This is a genomic window from Novosphingobium sp. AAP1 (assembly GCF_001295765.1).
GTDB classification, from domain to species: Bacteria; Pseudomonadota; Alphaproteobacteria; order Sphingomonadales; family Sphingomonadaceae; genus Novosphingobium; species Novosphingobium capsulatum.
Window position 1 is genome coordinate 88,981 of the sequence record NZ_LJHO01000006.1, and the last position, 17,053, is coordinate 106,033.

15 protein-coding genes are annotated in these 17,053 nt (G+C 67.2%); 8 read left to right on the top strand and 7 right to left on the bottom strand.

The window, feature by feature from the left end; translation table 11 throughout:
* Positions 1-11: 11 nt before the first annotated feature.
* Genes IP65_RS13365 through IP65_RS13390 form a run of 6 tightly spaced genes read right to left on the bottom strand, consistent with a single transcriptional unit; the run spans position 12 to position 7,894 of the window.
* Entirely contained in the window at positions 12-2,087 is a 2,076-nt protein-coding gene (locus IP65_RS13365; protein WP_171800886.1) for a TonB-dependent receptor, read from the bottom strand.
* Positions 2,088-2,138: 51 nt separating this feature from the next.
* On the bottom strand, positions 2,139-3,965 hold the full coding sequence (locus IP65_RS13370) for a polysaccharide biosynthesis/export family protein (protein WP_197279254.1): 1,827 nt from the start codon (positions 3,963-3,965) through the stop codon (positions 2,139-2,141).
* Positions 3,966-4,006: 41 nt separating this feature from the next.
* Positions 4,007-5,296, bottom strand: a complete 1,290-nt coding sequence (locus IP65_RS13375) for a hypothetical protein (RefSeq protein WP_054132059.1) — start codon at positions 5,294-5,296, stop codon at positions 4,007-4,009.
* Entirely contained in the window at positions 5,293-5,958 is a 666-nt protein-coding gene (locus IP65_RS13380) for an ABC transporter ATP-binding protein (RefSeq protein ID WP_054132060.1), read from the bottom strand. Before IP65_RS13380 ends, IP65_RS13375 begins: the two co-directional genes overlap by 4 nt.
* Positions 5,955-6,785, bottom strand: coding sequence for an ABC transporter permease (locus tag IP65_RS13385; RefSeq protein WP_082350148.1), 831 nt, complete (start codon positions 6,783-6,785; stop codon positions 5,955-5,957). The genes IP65_RS13380 and IP65_RS13385 overlap by 4 nt, the downstream gene beginning before the upstream one ends.
* 5 nt (positions 6,786-6,790) lie before the next feature.
* Positions 6,791-7,894 carry an SIS domain-containing protein gene (locus tag IP65_RS13390; RefSeq protein ID WP_231627711.1) on the bottom strand — a complete coding sequence of 368 codons (1,104 nt, stop codon included), beginning with the start codon at positions 7,892-7,894 and terminating at the stop codon, positions 6,791-6,793.
* Positions 7,895-8,142: 248 nt separating this feature from the next.
* On the opposite strand from IP65_RS13390, the gene IP65_RS13395 reads away from it, so the two are divergent.
* The 7 genes from IP65_RS13395 (at position 8,143) to fdhD (ending at position 15,629) form a co-directional block, all read left to right on the top strand.
* Positions 8,143-9,027: a LysR family transcriptional regulator gene (locus IP65_RS13395; RefSeq protein ID WP_054132062.1), complete on the top strand. Its 885-nt coding sequence runs from the start codon at positions 8,143-8,145 to the stop codon at positions 9,025-9,027.
* A 70-nt stretch (positions 9,028-9,097) separates the two neighbouring features.
* Entirely contained in the window at positions 9,098-9,520 is a 423-nt protein-coding gene (locus IP65_RS13400) for an NAD(P)H-dependent oxidoreductase subunit E (RefSeq protein ID WP_054132128.1), read from the top strand.
* Positions 9,521-9,531: 11 nt separating this feature from the next.
* Positions 9,532-11,076: an NADH-ubiquinone oxidoreductase-F iron-sulfur binding region domain-containing protein gene (locus tag IP65_RS13405; protein ID WP_054132129.1), complete on the top strand. Its 1,545-nt coding sequence runs from the start codon at positions 9,532-9,534 to the stop codon at positions 11,074-11,076.
* A gap of 118 nt (positions 11,077-11,194) precedes the next feature.
* Positions 11,195-11,728: a molybdenum cofactor guanylyltransferase gene (locus IP65_RS13410; protein WP_054132063.1), complete on the top strand. Its 534-nt coding sequence runs from the start codon at positions 11,195-11,197 to the stop codon at positions 11,726-11,728.
* The gene (gene fdhF, locus IP65_RS13415; protein ID WP_054132064.1) at positions 11,718-14,570 is read left to right on the top strand and encodes a formate dehydrogenase subunit alpha; all 2,853 of its coding nucleotides are present in this window, start codon (positions 11,718-11,720) and stop codon (positions 14,568-14,570) included. The genes IP65_RS13410 and fdhF overlap by 11 nt, the downstream gene beginning before the upstream one ends.
* Positions 14,567-14,845 (top strand): formate dehydrogenase subunit delta, encoded by a 279-nt coding sequence (locus IP65_RS13420; RefSeq protein ID WP_082350149.1) that lies wholly within the window; start codon positions 14,567-14,569, stop codon positions 14,843-14,845. Before fdhF ends, IP65_RS13420 begins: the two co-directional genes overlap by 4 nt.
* Positions 14,826-15,629 (top strand): formate dehydrogenase accessory sulfurtransferase FdhD, encoded by an 804-nt coding sequence (gene fdhD / locus IP65_RS13425; RefSeq protein WP_054132065.1) that lies wholly within the window; start codon positions 14,826-14,828, stop codon positions 15,627-15,629. The genes IP65_RS13420 and fdhD overlap by 20 nt, the downstream gene beginning before the upstream one ends.
* Positions 15,630-15,675: 46 nt before the next feature.
* On the opposite strand, the gene IP65_RS13430 is transcribed toward fdhD, so the two are convergent.
* Complete coding sequence (locus tag IP65_RS13430) at positions 15,676-16,029, bottom strand: response regulator (RefSeq protein ID WP_022677483.1); 354 nt, start codon at positions 16,027-16,029, stop codon at positions 15,676-15,678.
* A gap of 220 nt (positions 16,030-16,249) precedes the next feature.
* On the opposite strand from IP65_RS13430, the gene IP65_RS13435 reads away from it, so the two are divergent.
* Positions 16,250-17,008: a TonB family protein gene (locus IP65_RS13435; protein ID WP_054132066.1), complete on the top strand. Its 759-nt coding sequence runs from the start codon at positions 16,250-16,252 to the stop codon at positions 17,006-17,008.
* The last annotated feature ends 45 nt before the right edge of the window (positions 17,009-17,053 follow it).

Sequence of the window (17,053 nt, forward strand, 5' to 3'; positions counted from 1 at the left end):
GCCGGCACGGTTCAGCCCAATGTCTTGAGCAGCTTGAGCTGAAATTCCGTGGTGCGCTGGCGCCAGGATGATCCCTGCACGAGCGGCGCGGAGAGTTCCTGGCGCGTGCGGCCCGGCACGCGCAGCGTAGCCGAAAGCGACAGCGTGCGATCAAAGCTGTGCGTCATGATCATGCTCGCTTCGCCCCAGGCAGCGTCGCGCACCTGCCAGGCGCGCGACGGGCTATTGTAGGACCATTGCACCTGCGCCACGTCAGCCGGCACGTCGCCCCGCGCGGTTCCGCTCCATTCCAGCGTGCCGTTGGTGCTGGCGCGCATGGTGTGCAGCAACTGCTGCCCGCCCGGCACATCGATCGGGTTGCGCTGGTCGAACAGGTTGGCGCTGGCGCTGAGCTTGACATGGCGCAGCAGCGGCGCGCTCAGATCGAACTGCGCGCCGGCGCTGCGGCTGCGGCCGGCATTGACATAGCTATAGATGCTCGCCCCTGCCGTAGTGGCGGCATAGGTCGTACTCCACACGTTGCTGGTCGTGCGCCAATAGGCAGTGAGATTGGTTTCGATCGCACCGCGCCGGTATTGCAGGCTGCCTTCCCACGATGCGGTGGTCTGATCCCGCAACGCCGGGTTGCCCTGGAACTGGGTGAGCGGGTCTTCAACCACGGTATAGGGACGCAGATAATCCAGCGGTGCCCGCTCGATCCGCTTGCTGTAGCTGGCCGCCAGGGTCAGCATCTTGCTGCTCGCGAACTGGATATGCAGGCTCGGAAAAACGGCGGTGCGGCCAAGCACCAGGCGGTCTTCACCCGGGCTGTCGATCTGGCGCAGGTTGCGTTCGGCGCGCAGGCCCGGGGCGATGGTCAGCTTGCCCAGCGTCTGCTGCAGCGTGGCATAGGCCGCCAGCGTGGTGCTGCGCCCGGCAAAGCGATCGTTGGCAAGGGTTGCCGGTGCGCCGTCGCTTGCCTCGCTGCTCAGGGAATAGGCCTGCGATGTGCTGTCGCGGTGCCAACTGGTGCCCAGCGAAAGCAACCGGTGCGCGGCGATCGGGTGCTTCCAGTCCACCTGCCCGTCGATCGTGGTGGTGGGATTGCGCAAGACCGTGGCAAAGCCACCGCCGTTGCTGAACCGGGCCACGGTTTCATCCCGCACCACGGGGTTGGTATAGAGCTGCGCCGTGGCGGTGAGAGTCTCCCCCTCGCGCGTGCCGCGATGATCGACATCGAGTTCGCCGGTCAGGAAACTGGCCATGCTGCTCAACCGCCGGGTTTCGGCAAAGCTGCTGAAATCGGGGGTGAGGCCCTGATAGCTGGCGCGGGTGTGGGTGATATCGTGGCCGCCTCCACCGCCCAGGCCCAGCGACACGGTGGTCTTGGCGTCGATCTCATAGGTCGCCTTGCCGCTCAGCCGGCCGTCGGTGCCGCCGGTATCGGTCTGCCCCGATCGCGTATAGGCCGTGGCCGCACCGCCACCATCGGACTCGACGCGGCGGCTGGCGGCATCGTGTGCGCGCACCATCGTGCCGATATTGCCGCCGGCTTTCAGTTCATAGCTCCACCGCCCGCGTCGGTAATGCAGCGTCGTATCGAGCAGGCCATGGCCATAGCTGGAGGTTTCCACGCTGGCATTACCCGACCAGCCGGTGCGCTGTGTCTCGCGCAGCACAAGATTGATCACGCCGCCTGTGCCTTCGGCGGAAAACTGCGCCGAAGGGTTGGTGATCACCTCGATCCGCGCGATATCGCTGCCGTGCAGGGTGCGCAGATATTGCTGCGCATTGCCGGCGTAGGGATGCCCATCGACATAGATCCTGGCGTTCCCGGCGCCCAGCAACAGGATCTGGTCATCAGGGGTTACCGTCACGGCGGGCAGCCCGCGCAGCAGTTGCAGCGTATCCTTCTGCGCCGATTGCGGCGTTTGCTGCACTTGATAGGTGCGCCGGTCGATATGCAGGGTGGCGGGCGTGCGCGCGGCAGTCACCTCGATCACGTCGGCCGCGGGCGGCACCGGCGTCGTGGCCGATACTGCCGGAACGGCCGGTTCGATCGTCGGTGGCAATGCGGCGATCATGCGGTCTCCGGCGGGCTGAGGCACCCAGCATAGGGGCCGCGCGCCAGTCATGAACAGCAAAAAGCACAGCGAGGATCAAAGCCCTAGCACCACTTTGGCGCTAACCGCGATCTGATAGAGGATCTGCGTCATGTCCTTGAGGATCTGGCGCGACTTGGTGTCGATGCGTGGCAGCACGAGCAGATCATCGCCGCTGCGCACCGCGCGGCTTTGCGCGGCCACTTCCTCGAAACTGCCATCGGCATGGGCCACCACGATCCGGCGGGCGGCGCTTTTCTGGGTAAAGCCGCCGGCCCGCTCGACATAGCTGGTGGCGTCAAGCCCGGCCTGCCAGGCCACGGCATTGGGGAACAGCACTTCCCCGCTCACCAGCACCAGCCCATCGCGCGTCGGCACGCGCAGCAGATCGCCGTTTTCCAGCAGCAGGTCATCGCGCGCGGGGCCTTGCCCGATCACCACCTGGCCCAGGGGCTGCACCTTCCGCGCGCGGTCGATCCATTGCAGGATCAGGTCAGCCTCGTTGTGGCGCAACTGGCTTTCATCATTGGTGCCCGATCGCGCGGTCAGCGCGGCCTGCTCCAGGCTGTGCAGGCTGGCGTCGAGCATGGTTTTCTGGCGGTCCTTCACGCTTTGCCGGAACAGTTGGATGCTGGTGGCATCCGATCGCTCGGAAAAGCGGATCTGGCGCAACAAGTCGCCCAGGCGCGCGCCATAGGGCAGCACATATTCCTGCCGGCTTTCATGCTCTCCCTCGATCCGCACGGTGATCGTGCCGTTTTTCTGGTCCGAGGTGAACTCGATGGTATCGCCATTGCCCACCGGCAAAGCGCCGGCCTCGCCCAGTGGGCGATAGTCGACATTGCGGATCGGCCCGGTGGCGCGGGTAATGCGCATGTGGGTGGCAACCGGCTGCGCCCCGGCGAGCAGGGCGACATCGGCCGTGGTGGGATGGGCATTACGCGGAAATTCAAAGACATTGGCATTGTTGGCGAGGCCCAGCACCGTCACCGTCTGTTGGCGCGGGCCGACAAAGATCACGTCGCCATCGGCCAGCGGCAAGGGCGGCATCACCCCGCGAAACAGGAACTGGTAGAGGTTCACGTGCGCGCGCACCTGCTCCCCGCGCTTGACCTCCACATCGATGAACGTGCCGCGATCGGGATCGATGCCGCCGGCGGCATCGAGATAGTGCAGCAGCCCGTCCATGCTCGTCCCGTCATAGAGCCCCGGTCGCCGCACGAAGCCGCCGACGAACACCCGCACCGGCTGCGCCTCTGCCAGCGAAGCATAGACATAGACATTGCTGCGAAACGTGCCCGCCGCCGCCCCGGTGATCACGCGTTGCAGATCCTGGTTGCGCACCCCGGCCAGATGGATCGGGCCGACGTTGGGCAGGAACACGTTGCCTTGCGGGTCCACGGTCTGGACCTGGGCATATTGGAATGCGCCCCACAGCCGCAGCACGACCTGATCGCCCGCGGTGATCACGTAATCCGGGTTGAAATGCGCTGCGCCCGCGCGGGCAAACGCGCCGGTGAACAGCTGCGCACCGAACACCGGGCTGATCGCGTTGGCAACATACTGCCCGGAGGCGGCCGCATTGCCTGGCGCCACCGCCGGGGCCGCGCCGTCCACTGGCACCGGCTGCGCAGGATCGGGGCTGGCGGTCGGCACGGCAAGCGGAATGGCGGGCAGGCTGGCGCCGTTGCCGCCGGTATTGCCCATGGCATTGGCAATGGCAGCCAGCGTTGCCGGATCGGCGCTTTGCAGCATCTGGCCCATCAAGCCGGGGGGCAGTCCCTGCGCCAGGGCTGGCAAAGGCGCGGCCAGTGCGGCGAAGGTGAGCGAAAGGCCCAGCGCCAGCCGACCAGGGCTGGGCAGGGGGCGGCAGGTGCGGCGCATGGGTAGGCGCTCCTTTTTGGCAAACCGAAGGGTGGGAAAGATCAGTCGACGTGGTCGCGCACCACCGACACCAGCAGCAGTGCGATGGCCGCAGCAAGAAACGCGGCGAGCGTGAAGACCAGGGCGTTGTAGAGCCGGCGCGGGCGCGCGGGATATTCGGGCAGGGTTGGCGCCTGGACCACCGAGATTTGCTTCATCGCCTGCATCGCGGTGATCCGCCCCTTTTCCAGCGCGGCCAGCGTCGTCTGGTAGAGCGACTGGCTGAACTGCGCTTCCTGCTGCAATTGGCGGAACGCATCAGCCCGGCGGTTGAGCGCGCCCGGCTCGGGCGCGGCGGCGCGGGCGCGCTCGCGTGCCAGTTCGGCATCGATCGCGCCGATCTGCTGGCGCACGGCCACCACGTCGGGATGGGCCGAAACCAGGTAGGCTTCCAGCGTGCCCAACTGCGTCTGCAAGGCGCTTTTGCGCGCTTCGAGCTGGGCAATCGTGCCGGCCACGGCATCGAGCGTGCCATCGGGCGACACCATGCCTTCCCGGCTCTGGAAATCGAGCACGGCCTGGCGCGCCTGCTGGTTGCGCTTGCCCATCTGCGCTGCCTCGCTGGCCAGGAAATCCACCTGGGTCTGGGCCAGGCGGTGATCGTTGGCGTTCATGAAGGCGGCGCCCTCGTGCAGCATGGCCGCCACGATCGCCTGCGCCGTGGCGGGGTCATAGGCGCTGGCCTCCACATGAAGCACGCCGGCATTGTCGTCATAATCGACGCGGACGCGCGCTTTCATGTAATCGCGAAAGCGGGCCATCGGCGCGTTGGCGGCACCCAGGCGCGACAGCCAGTCGTGGCGATGATCGGCATAGTGCGCGCGCAAATGCAGCCGGGCGTCGAGCCGGGCGAGCATGTCTTGCGAAAGCAAGTGGTTGCGCAGCAGCATCTGGTCATTGCGGTTGCCACCGCCCGCGCCAGCCAGGCCCGACAGCAGGCCACCCAGCCCGCCCGGATCGATCGCGCCCATGTCGGCCCGCTGCACGACCACGTCGGTTTCGGAAACATAGAGGTCAGACGCGATCAGGCACCAATAGGCGGTGGCGAGAAGGCTGGCCGCGCCGGCTAGGCCCAGCACCAGATGGCGAATCCGCGCCGCGCGCCAGCGCGGGCGCAGGCTGGGCGGCAGCGTGGTGGCGCCTTGCGCTTCGCGCGGGCCCGACAGCGGCAGGGCTGGCGCCTCTCCCGGCCCGGCGTCCTGCTCGGGCAGATCGGCCGGGGGGCGCCGCCGGCGCGCGATCGGCGCGGCAGGGGCCGGGGGGGCAGGCGGATAGGCAAGGTCGGTGCTCATGCGGGCAGGGTGTCCTTGTAGGCCGCGATGGCGTCTCCCAGCCGGTCGAACCAGGTCAGCCTGCCCTGGTGGAGCAGCATGCCGGCAGTACAGAACCGCTTGAGCGTGCCGGGATCGTGGCTGACCATGATCACGCTGGCCTGGTTGGCGCGGCGGCGGAATTCCTCGGCCGCGCGCGCGCGAAAGCTGGCATCGCCGGCAGAGGTCGCTTCATCGGAAATGTAGACGTCAAAATCGAACGCCAGCGAAATGGCAAAGCGCAGGCGCGCCGCCATGCCGGTGGAATAAGTGCGGATCGGCTGGTCGAAACGTTCGCCCAGCGCGGCAAATTCGGCAATGCGCGCCAGGCGTTCGGGAATGTCATCCTCGTGCCCGTGGATGCGGCAGACAAAGCGCGCATTCTGGCGCCCGGTCAGCGTGCCTTGCAGGCCGCCGCCAAAGCCCAGTGGCCACGATACGCGGCAATGCCGCTCCACCGCGCCGCGCGTCGGCTTGTCCACCCCCGCCAGAATGCGCAGCAGCGTGGATTTGCCCGCGCCATTGGCGCCCAGGATACCCACGCTAACGCGTGGCGGGATCACGAAATTGACGTTGTCGAGCACCCAGGGCCCCGCGCCATGCGCGGTCATGTAACGCTTGGACAGGCCGCGCCCGACGATCATCGCGCACCCACCTTGTGCGCCAGGCGCAGTTGCAGCGCGAGGCCGAGCAGCAGCAGCCCGAGAACCCAGGCAAAGAGATAGCCGGCATCGGTTTCGGGCACGGCCTGATAGCTGTCTGACAAGGCCATGCGCACCAGTTCCACGCCATGGGCCAGGGGATTGAGCATCAGCAGCGCGCGCCAGTCGGCCGGCAGCGAGCCAAGTGGAAACATTACCCCCGAAATCATGTAGAGCGGCCGCAGCACGATGTGCAGCACCTGGCGCGTTTCGCGCATCAGCGTAGTGCAGGCCGAAACCACCATGCCGAACGCCACGCCCAGCAGCCACATCGCCGCGCAGGCCCCCATCATCGCCAATGGGAACTGCGGGGCAAAAGGGTGGCCCCACAGCGCAAGGAGCGCGATCAGCAGCAGAGTGATCACCAGCCAGCTTGCTCCTTCCAGAAGCCCGCGCGCCACCAGCGTGTCCACCGGCTTGACCTGGCGATAGGCAAACAGGGCGGAATTATCGGCCGGGGCGCCGGCCACGTGGTCGGCCGTCTTGCGGAACAGGAAGAAGGTCTGGATGCCGACCATGATCCACACCGGCGTGTCGAGGTTGCCCACGCTATGCACCCGCACGGCGGAATAGAGCGCCAGCAGATAGGCGACGTGGAACACCGGCTCGAACAGCACCCAAGCCCAGGAAATGCGCGTGGCGAACAGTCGGGTGAGTGCCTCACGCAGCATCAGCGCGCGCCAAACCGACCAGGTGACCGCCAGCGAGGAGCGCGCAGGAGCAGCCGGGCCGGCAAGATCAGGAGAAGGCGGCAAGACGGGGAAGGGCATCGCCGTTACGCCGACGCCGCCTGGGCCGGACGATCCCAGGCAAACAGCGCCTGAGGGTTCCGAGGGGGCGGAGGCACCGCTGCCGCGCTTTCGGGCGCCGGGCCAGCGGCGAGCGTGGCGCAGTCTGCCATGCGCACCACGCCGACGGGCAGCGGGGCGCCTGCGCCTTCCACCACGAACAGCGCGGTGACGTTGGCTTGCCTCATCACGGCCAGCGCGTCTGCGGCGCGGGCATCGGCGCGCACCGTGCGCGGGGCATGGGTCATCACGTCTTCGGCGCAGGAAGTCAGCAGGCCATGGACATGGCGGCGCAGATCGCCATCGCTGATCGCCCCCACCAGGCAGCCGGCGCGATCGACCACGCCGGCGATGCCCAGGCTCTTTTCGGTCATTTCCAGCAGCACGTCGCGCATCGGCATGGCCATGGGCACTAGGGGCACGGCATCGCCGCGATGCATGATGTCGGCCACGGTGGCCAGGCTGGTGCCGATGGCGCCGCCTGGATGAAGCTGGCGCAGCTGTGCATGCGTCGTGCCCCGCGCCGCCATGGTGGCAATCGCCAGCGCATCGCCCAGCGCCAGCATCAGCGTGGACGAGGTAGTGGGCGCGACATGGGCCGGGCACGCCTCGCGCGCCGGGGGTAGGACCAGGCCAATATCCGCGCTGCGCAGCAGGATCGAATCCGCCTGCGCACTGATGCCGATCACCGGGCAACCCAGCTGCGCGGCGTGGGCCAGGATCGGGCTGAGTTCGGGCGTGTTGCCCGAATTGGACAGCACCAGCAGCAGATCGTCAGGCGTGAGCATGCCCAGGTCACCATGCGCTGCCTCTGCCGGGTGGACGAAGAAGGCCGGCGTGCCGGTGGCGGCGAGCGTCGCCGCCAGCTTGCGCCCGACATGCCCCGATTTGCCCATGCCGCTCACCACCACGCGTGACTTGGTGGCCAGGAGCAGGTTCACCGCATCGGCAAATCGGGCATCGAGCGTGCGCGCCAGGCGATCGAGCGCGTCGGCTTCCGTCTGGATCACCCGGCGCCCCCGCGCCAGCAGGTCTACCGCCGGCATCGCGCCCGGTGCGGGTTGTGCAACGATCTGGCCCTCTGGCTTCATGAAATCACCGTCCCCCTTGCGCCGGTCCCGAATGCCTGCCCCACGTGCGGGCGTCAGCGCGATCCGTGCCGCCGCCCATCGGGATGGCCCTTAGTAATCCCTACTGGATCGCCATGCGGCGCCTGTTCCCACGGAAATGAAGCGATAACCGCGTCGCCGCTGGCTCTGGCGGCGGCTTTGGGCCATGCCTGCCCGTGCGTTTCGTGATAGAAACAGCCTCTCAATTTTCGAGGGAGTTTGCCCCACTCATGCAGCTGCGCCACTTGCGCTATTTCGTGGCCCTGGCGCGTCAGCGCCACTTCGCACGCGCTGCGGCGGAATGCGGCGTGTCGCAGCCCACGCTGTCGGCCGGGCTGGTGGCGCTGGAACAGGATCTGGGCAAGCGCCTGGTAGAGCGTGACCGGCGCTTTATCGACCTGACGGCGCAGGGCCAGGCCATGCTGCCCTGGGCCGAACAGATCCTTGGCGCGATGGGCAGCATGACCCAGGCCGTGGCGGCCACCGCCGCACCATTGGCGGGGCGGTTCCGCCTTGCCGCCATTCCCGCCGCGCTGCCGCTCGTCGGCCGCTTTGGCGATGCGCTGCTGGGCCGCTATCCCGGGCTGCACCTCGCCGTCCACCAGGCCACCAGCCGGGTGATCGAACAGGATCTCCAGGCGTTGTCGTGCGATGCCGGGTTGACCTATCTCGATCACGAGCCACCCGCCAACGTCATCGCCGTGCCGTTGGCGCAGGAACGCTATCTCTTTGTAACCCATGGCGATGCCGCGCGCGAAAGCGGCGCGGCGATGGATTGGGCAGAGGCCGCTGCCATGCCGCTGTGCCTGCTGCACCAGGGCATGCAGTATCGCCGCATCCTCGACGCGCAGTTTGCCGCACGCGGCCTGGCCCTGGCGCCGCGTGCTGTGGCAGACAGTTATGTCGCGCTGCTGTCGCTGGTGCAGTCGGGCCGCTTTGCCACGATCATCCCCGATAGCTATGCCGCGCTGCTGACCGGGCTGGATTGGGCGGCGATCCAGCCGATGGAGGGCGTCGAAACTGCGCGGCGGCTGGGGCTGGTGGTGCTTGATCGCCAGCCGATGGGGCCATTGGCGCTGGCTGCGCTCGACGTGGCGCGCGCTCTGGCGGCGTGATAGAGAAATTCTATCAAACTTTGCGCAATTCGATTTGACCACGCGCGCCAACGGGGCGACATTTCGCGCCATGACCGAACCTGCCGAACTGGACCGGATCCTTGCCGCGCACGCCGGGCGCGAGGGATCCCTGCTGCCGATCCTGCATGATGTGCAGGCTGTCTTTGGCCATGTGAGCGAAGCAGCCGAGCGGGCGATTGCCCATGCGCTCAATCTCAGCCGCGCCGAAGTGCGCGGTGTGGTCAGCTTCTATCACGATTTCCGCACCGCGCCCGAATCGCGCCCGGTGGTCAAGCTGTGCCGCGCGGAAAGCTGCCAGGCACGCGGCGTGGAGGCACTGGCCGCGCGCCTTCGCGCCGATGGGCCGGTGAAGGTGGAAACGGTCTATTGCCTGGGGCTTTGCAGCGTGGGGCCGAACGCGATGGTGGGCGACACGCTCCACGCCCGGCTTACGCCTGAAAAGCTCGATGTTCTGGTAGGAGGCCTGGCATGAAGGACGTGGGCATGAGCACGACCGTGCGCATTTCCGACGACGCACTGGCCCTCGCCTGTGGCGCCGATGCCGTGGCTGCCGCCTTCGCAGCGGCGGGCTGCACGGTGGAGCGCGTATCGAGCTGGGGCATGCACTGGCTTGAGCCCATGGCCGAAATCGACGGGCAAGGATTCGGCCCGCTGGAGCCGGCCGACGTGCCTGCCGTGCTGACCGGCACCAGCGACAAGGGCATCGGCCCGATCGCCGATCACCCCTTCATCGCCAGCCAGCAGCGCTTTACCTTCGCCCGCGCCGGCAAGACCCGGCCGTTGAGCCTTGAGGATTACGCGGCGCATGGCGGCTGGGCGGGTCTTGCCCGTTCGCGCGAAATGGGGCCTGAAGCGACGATTGCGGAAGTCATGGCCTCCGGCCTGCGCGGCAGGGGCGGGGCGGGCTTTCCCGCCGCGATCAAGTGGACCACTGTGGCCAAGGCGCCGGCCACGCCCAAATACATCGTCTGCAATGCCGACGAGGGCGACAGCGGCACCTTTGCAGATCGCATGGTGATGGAGGGCGATCCCTTCATGCTGATCGAAGGCATGGCGATTGCCGCCCATGCCGTCGGCGCGGCGAAGGGCTATGTCTATATCCGCAGCGAATATCCCCATGCCATCGCCAAGATGCAGGCCGCGGCCCAGGCGGCACGTCCGCATATCGCCCCATTCGAGGTGGAAGTGCGCGTGGGCGCGGGCGCCTATGTCTGTGGCGAGGAAACCTCGCTGCTCAACAGCCTGGAGGGCAAGCGCGGCGAAGTGCGGGCCAAGCCGCCACTGCCCGCGCTCGAAGGGCTATTCGGCAAGCCCACCGTGGTCAACAACGTGCTGACCTTGGCGGCAGTGCCGTGGATTCTGGCGAACGGCGGCGCGGCTTATGCCGATGTCGGCTTTGGCCGGTCCAAGGGCACGATGCCGATCCAGATCGCCGGCAACGTGAAGTATGGCGGGCTGTACGAGGTCGGCTTTGGCATCACGCTGGGCGAACTGGTCGAGGTGGTCGGCGGCGGCACGGCCACGGGCCGGCCGGTGCGCGCGGTGCAGGTGGGCGGGCCATTGGGCGCCTATCACCCGCCGGCCGATTTCCACCTGCCGTTCGATTATGAAAGCTTTGCTGCCGCCGATGGCCTGATCGGCCACGCCGGCCTGACCGTGTTTGACGATAGCGTGGACATGAGCGCGCAGGCCCGCTTTGCCATGCAGTTCTGCGCCGCCGAATCCTGTGGCAAGTGTACGCCATGCCGCCTGGGTTCCACGCGCGGCGTCGAAGTGATCGACCGCATCCGCGCCCGCCAGGGCCGCAGCGCCGATGCGGTGGAAAGCCTACCGCAGATCCATAACGCGAAAAAGCGCGCGCGCGGCCTGGCCGACGAGATCGCCCTGCTCGAAGACCTGTGCGAAACGATGAAGTTCGGCTCGCTTTGCGCGCTCGGCGGGTTTACGCCCTATCCCGTGCTCTCGGCCCTGCGCCGGTTCCCCGAGGATTTCGGTGCGGTGCCGGCTGACGCGGAGGCAGCCGAGTGATGGCGCCTTGCTGCCAAGGGGCTTCGTCAAGCTCAGCCCGAACGGGTTTCAAGGGTGTGAAAACCCAAATCCCGTTCGCCCTGAGCCTGTCGAAGGGCACCAGCGCAGGGGTGCGCCCATGATTCTGGGCGCCGTCCTCGCTGGAGGCCAATCCACCCGCTTTGGCAGCGACAAGGCTGTGGCCGAACTGGCAGGGCAAAGCCTGCTCGCCCATGCCGTGAATACCCTGCAGCAGCAGTGCGGCACGGTCGTGGTTGTGGGGCGGGATGATGCGCCGGCGCCCTGTCTGCCCGATCGCCCGCGTGCCGGCATGGGGCCGCTGGGTGGCATCGCCGCCGCGCTCCACCATGCCGCTGGCCACGGGTTTGATACCGTGCTCACGGTCCCGGTCGACAGTTTTGGCCTTGCCGCCGATACGGCTGCCCAGCTTTCCCCCGCGCCTGCCTTTTGCGAAAGCCAGCCGGTGATCGGGCTGTGGCCGGCGAGCGCCGCGCCTGCGCTTGATGCGTTGCTGGCCAGCCCGGCCAAGCACAGCTTGCGCGCGTTTGCCCAAGCGATAGGCGCGCGCCCGGTTGCGCTCACCACTATTCCCCACAATATCAACACCCCGGCGGATCTCGCCGCCGTGCAGGAGCTTCCCCATGGGCTATGAACGCCAGGCCGATTTCGGCACCCCCGAGGTTCGTTCCGACAGCCAGGTGACGCTGGAAATCGATGGCCGCGCCGTGACCGTGCCGGCCGGCACCACCGTCATGCGCGCGGCGGCCGTATCGGGTGGGTCGATCCCCAAGCTGTGCGCCACCGACAACCTCAAGCAATTCGGCTCGTGCCGCCTGTGCTTGGTTGAAATCGACGGCATGCGCGGCACGCCGGCGTCGTGCACCACGCCGGTGGCCGATGGCATGAAGGTTCATACCCAAAGCGAAAAGCTGGCCAGGCTGCGGCGCGGGGTGATGGAGCTTTATATCTCCGACCACCCGCTCGACTGCCTTACCTGTAGCGCCAACAACGATTGCGAGTTGCAGGACCAGGCCGCTGCCGTGGGCCTGCGCGATGTGCGCTATGGCTATGAGGGGGCCAATCACCTGGAGGCGCAGACCGACGCCAGCAATCCCTATTTCGATTTCGACGCCACCAAGTGCATCGTCTGTTCGCGCTGCGTGCGCGCCTGCGATGAAGTGCAGGGCACCCTGGCGCTGACGGTGGAAAGCCGCGGCTTCGGCTCGCAGATTTCGGCGGGCGTGAAGTCTGACGATTTCCTCTCGTCGGAATGCGTATCGTGCGGCGCCTGCGTCCAGGCTTGCCCCACTTCGGCGCTGATGGAAAAGGCCGTGACCGAAATCGGCAAGCCCGAGCGGGCCGTCGTCACCACCTGCGCCTATTGCGGCGTGGGCTGCACGTTCCGCGCCGAAATGCGCGGCGAACAGCTGGTGCGCATGGTGCCGTGGAAAGACGGCAAGGCCAACCGTGGCCATTCCTGCGTCAAGGGCCGCTTTGCCTGGGGCTATGCCCAGCATCAGGACCGCATCCTGAAACCCATGGTGCGTGACAGCATCGACCAGCCCTGGCGCGAGGTCAGCTGGGACGAAGCACTGGGCTTTGCCGCCAGCCGCTTCAAGGCGATCGCCGCCAGCCATGGCAACAATGCCCTGGGCGGCATCGTGTCGAGCCGCTGCACCAACGAGGAAGGCTTCCTGGTGCAGAAGCTGGTGCGCGCAGGCTTTGGCACCAACAACGTCGATACCTGCGCCCGCGTGTGCCATTCGCCCACCGGCTATGGCCTCAAGACCACGTTCGGCACGTCTGCCGGCACGCAGGATTTTGATTCGGTCGAAGACAGCGACGTGATCCTGGTGATCGGCGCCAATCCCACCGATGGTCACCCGGTGTTCGGCAGCCGGATGAAGCGCCGCCTGCGCCAGGGCGCCAGGCTGATCGTGATCGATCCGCGCCGCACCGATCTGGTGCGCAGCCCGCATGTGGAGGCAGACTATCACCTGCCGCTGCGCCCCGGCACCAATGTCGCAGTGCTGTCCGCGCTGGCGCATGTGATCGTGACCGAGGGCCTGGTCAACGAAGCTTTCGTGCGCGAACGCTGCGATTGGGACGAGTTTCAGCACTGGGCCGAATTCGTGGCGCAAGAGCGCAACAGCCCCGAATTCCTCGAACCTGTCACCGGCGTTCCCGCCGATCTCGTGCGCGGGGCGGCGCGGCTCTATGCCACGGGCGGCAACGGCGCGATCTATTACGGCCTGGGCGTGACCGAACACAGCCAGGGCTCCTCCACCGTGATGGCGATTGCTAACCTCGCCATGGCGACGGGCAATATCGGCCGGCGCGGCGTGGGGGTTAACCCCTTGCGCGGGCAGAACAACGTGCAGGGCGCCTGCGACATGGGCAGCTTCCCGCACGAGCTTTCGGGCTATCGCCATGTGTCTGATGCCGCCACGCGCGCGCTGTTCGAAGCGGAATGGGGTGTCAGGATTGATCCCGAACCGGGGCTGCGCATTCCCAACATGCTCGATGCGGCCACTGATGGCCTGTTCAAGGGGCTCTACATCCAGGGCGAAGACATCCTCCAGTCAGACCCTGATACAAAGCATGTTGCGGCGGGCCTGGCGGCGATGGACTGTGTCATCGTGCATGACCTGTTCCTCAACGAAACCGCCAACTATGCCCATGTCTTCCTGCCGGGCTCCTCGTTCCTGGAAAAGGACGGCACTTTCACCAATGCCGAACGCCGCATCCAGCCGGTGCGCAAGGTGATGGAGCCGCTCAATGGCTATCAGGACTGGGAAGTGACACAGGAACTGGCGCGCGCCATGGGCCTCGATTGGAACTACACTCACCCCAGCGAAATCATGGACGAGATCGCGCGGCTCACACCCAGCTTTGCCGGGGTGAACTATGCCCGTCTCGATGCCGAAGGGTCGTTGCAGTGGCCGGTCAACGATACCGCGCCCGATGGTTCGCCGATCATGCACGTCGATGGCTTCGTGCGCGGCAAGGGCAAGTTCGTGGTGACCGACTATGTGCCCACTGACGAGCGCACCGGGCCGCGTTTCCCGCTGCTGCTCACGACGGGGCGCATCCTCTCGCAATACAATGTCGGCGCGCAGACCCGGCGCACCGAAAACAGCGTGTGGCACGCCGAAGACGTGCTGGAAATTCACCCGACCGACGCGGAAAACCGCGGCATCAACAGCGGCGACTGGGTGCGCCTGGCCAGCCGGTCGGGCGAAACCACGCTGCGCGCCACGGTGACCGATCGCGTTGCGCCGGGTGTGGTCTATACCACGTTCCACCACCCTGCCACGCAGGCCAACGTGGTGACCACCGACTATTCCGACTGGGCCACCAATTGCCCGGAATACAAGGTGACGGCGGTGCAGATCACCCCGTCCAACGGGCCGAGCGAATGGCAGGAAGACTATGCCGCGCAAAGCCGCCAGGCGCGGCGCATCGCCGGCAGCGCGATGGAGCCGGCCGAATGAGCGGGCAAACCGAAGCCAAGCTGGTCTATATGGCCAACCAGATCGCCCGCAACCTGGTGCACGAGCCGCACCCGGCGGCGGCTCTGGCCGATCACCTGCACGCGTTCTGGACCCCGGCGATGCTGCGCCAGATATTTGCCCACCTTGCCGCCCATGGCGAGGACGGGCTCGATCCGATCGCCCGCACGGCCCTGGCCGAACTGGCCGCGGGCCACGCCCCGCCACCGCAAACCAAGGCGACCGACCCCGCGTACCATGGCGCCGATGCCGGCTGACCTGCCGCCCGGCGCGGTCGACCACGCCTTTGTCGAACATTTCGCCGATGGCCGCCCGCCCGTGCCGCGCGCCCGCGCGCTGGCGCAGGAAGCGCCCGTGGCGATCGAGATCAATGGCCTGGGCTATGCCGTAATGATGGCCACACCCACCGATATTGAAGACTATGCGCTGGGCTTTTGCCTGTCGGAACAGTTGATCGCCGATCCTTCCGGTTTCGTGGCGGCGCAGGCGGCGCAGATCGAGGGGCGCGGCTGGATCTTGCGGATCACGCTGACCATGGCCGATGCTGCCCCGCTGATGGAGCGCGCGCGGCTGCGCCTGTCCGAAGGATCGTGTGGCCTGTGCGGGATCGAAAGCCTGGAGCAGGTCTTGCGCCCCTTGCCGCAGGTAGGCGCGGCACTGGCCGTCAGCGATGCGGCAATCTTTCGCGCCACCGCAGCCATGGGCGATCACCAGGCGCTAGGCCGTGCCACCCGCGCCGCCCATGCCGCCGCATTCTGCACGGGCGATGGCACGATCCAGGCGCTGCGCGAAGACGTTGGTCGCCACAACGCCTTCGACAAGCTGGTCGGCGCTATGGCGCGTGCCGGGATCGATCCGGCCAGCGGCTTTGTCGTGCTGACGGCGCGGTGCAGCTATGAACTGGTGCAGAAGGCGGTGATCGCCGGGGTGCCGCTGCTCGTCACCGTATCGGCGGCCTCGACCCTCGCGGCAGAGCGCGCGCAGGCGCACGGGCTGCGGCTGGTCAGCCTGGCGCGGGACGACAGTTTCCTGGAAAGTTGAGCGACCCGGCCCGGGAAAGTTGGCCTGCCCGCCGGGAATAAGCGGCTCAGCGCGCGTCGGCGAGCGTGGAGAGTGCCTCGCGCAGCGCTTCGAGGCTGACCGGCTTGGGCAGCATCGGCGCTTCGGGCGCGCCGGCATCGGGATCGAACGAGGCATGCCCCGACAGATAAAAGAACGGCGTGCCTTCCTCGCGCAGGCGCAGCGCTACTGGCACCGAGGTGGTGTCGCTGCCCAGTGAAAAATCGAGCAGGGCGGCATCGACCGGGCCTTCGTCCAGCGCCGATAGCGCCTGGTCCACCGTGGCCACTGCCGTTACCTTGTCATGGCCGAGGTCTGCCAGGTTTTCCTCCAGCAGCATTGCGAGCAGGGGCTCGTCCTCGACAACCAGAATTCTCATCATTGCAATCCTTGGTGGCGTTTGTTGGTGCCGGGCGCGAAGGCGCGGCACAACGCCAATTCCACAAAACCCTACCCCATCTGCGGCATACGCGAAACTGCCGATGATACGAATAGGGTTGCATCCAGGGGGTCTATCCCCTGATTGCAACGCTTTGGCCCGTTTTTCGCCCGGATCATGCCCTTGGGAACCAGCGCGATGCGCCAGGGATTATGGCTTGGCCATGGCCCCGCGCGCGATTCGTTTTCCTTACGAGACCCCCGGTCTGGATGTCCGCTGGCAGCGCCAGCTGTTGATCGGCGGCGTGGTTGCGCTGCTCCATGTCGGCCTGATTCTGGCGCTGGTGCACGGCCTGGCTGGGGGCATTGTCGCGCTGCGCCTGCCCGATCCGGCGTTCGTGCTCTACGCTCCGCCCGAACCCACACCCACGCCCACCCCGCCGCCCAGCAGCAGCAGCATGCGGCCAAGCCATGCCGCTTCGGGGGCTGCCGGGGCGATGGGGCGCAAGGCGCGGCCCAAAGAAATCATGGCCCCGCCGCCGCGCATCATTATCCCAGCTCTTCCCGCCGCTCCCGTGGCGGGGACCGGCGATGCTGCCCGATCTGGTGCTGGCACCACCGGCATGGGTAACGGCGGTGCAGCGGCCGGTGTTGGAACCGGTAGCGGCGCTGCAGGAAATGGCGATGGTGGTGGCGGGGCGCAGCGCGTCGCCAAGATCGCCGGAGACATCACCGCCGCGCGCGATTATCCCGCCGCCGGCCGCGCCGATCGTGCCGGCCGCCAGGTGGTGATCGTGCTGCGGGTGGATACGCAGGGCAATCCGGTGGGGTGCCGCGTGCAACAGGCCAGCGGCAACGACGAAGCTGATGCCATCACCTGCCGCCTGGCTATGCAGCGCTTCCGCTTCCGCCCGGCGCGCGATGCGCAAGGCCAGGCGATAGAAGCCGAATATGGCTGGCGCCAACGCTGGTGGGCGCCCTAACATGTGTTAGCGTGGCGCGGAAACCTTGTTGTTTTTGCAGCGCCG

Coding starts and splice junctions, on each gene's coding strand:
- IP65_RS13370 (WP_197279254.1), bottom strand. CDS start 3,965: ATGCGCCGCACCTGCCGCCCCCTGCCCAGCCCTGGTCGGCTGGCGCTG.
- IP65_RS13375 (WP_054132059.1), bottom strand. CDS start 5,296: ATGAGCACCGACCTTGCCTATCCGCCTGCCCCCCCGGCCCCTGCCGCG.
- IP65_RS13380 (WP_054132060.1), bottom strand. CDS start 5,958: ATGATCGTCGGGCGCGGCCTGTCCAAGCGTTACATGACCGCGCATGGC.
- IP65_RS13385 (WP_082350148.1), bottom strand. CDS start 6,785: ATGCCCTTCCCCGTCTTGCCGCCTTCTCCTGATCTTGCCGGCCCGGCT.
- IP65_RS13390 (WP_231627711.1), bottom strand. CDS start 7,894: ATGAAGCCAGAGGGCCAGATCGTTGCACAACCCGCACCGGGCGCGATG.
- IP65_RS13395 (WP_054132062.1), top strand. CDS start 8,143: ATGCAGCTGCGCCACTTGCGCTATTTCGTGGCCCTGGCGCGTCAGCGC.
- IP65_RS13400 (WP_054132128.1), top strand. CDS start 9,098: ATGACCGAACCTGCCGAACTGGACCGGATCCTTGCCGCGCACGCCGGG.
- IP65_RS13405 (WP_054132129.1), top strand. CDS start 9,532: ATGAGCACGACCGTGCGCATTTCCGACGACGCACTGGCCCTCGCCTGT.
- IP65_RS13410 (WP_054132063.1), top strand. CDS start 11,195: ATGATTCTGGGCGCCGTCCTCGCTGGAGGCCAATCCACCCGCTTTGGC.
- fdhF (WP_054132064.1), top strand. CDS start 11,718: ATGGGCTATGAACGCCAGGCCGATTTCGGCACCCCCGAGGTTCGTTCC.
- IP65_RS13420 (WP_082350149.1), top strand. CDS start 14,567: ATGAGCGGGCAAACCGAAGCCAAGCTGGTCTATATGGCCAACCAGATC.
- fdhD (WP_054132065.1), top strand. CDS start 14,826: ATGGCGCCGATGCCGGCTGACCTGCCGCCCGGCGCGGTCGACCACGCC.
- IP65_RS13430 (WP_022677483.1), bottom strand. CDS start 16,029: ATGATGAGAATTCTGGTTGTCGAGGACGAGCCCCTGCTCGCAATGCTG.
- IP65_RS13435 (WP_054132066.1), top strand. CDS start 16,250: ATGGCCCCGCGCGCGATTCGTTTTCCTTACGAGACCCCCGGTCTGGAT.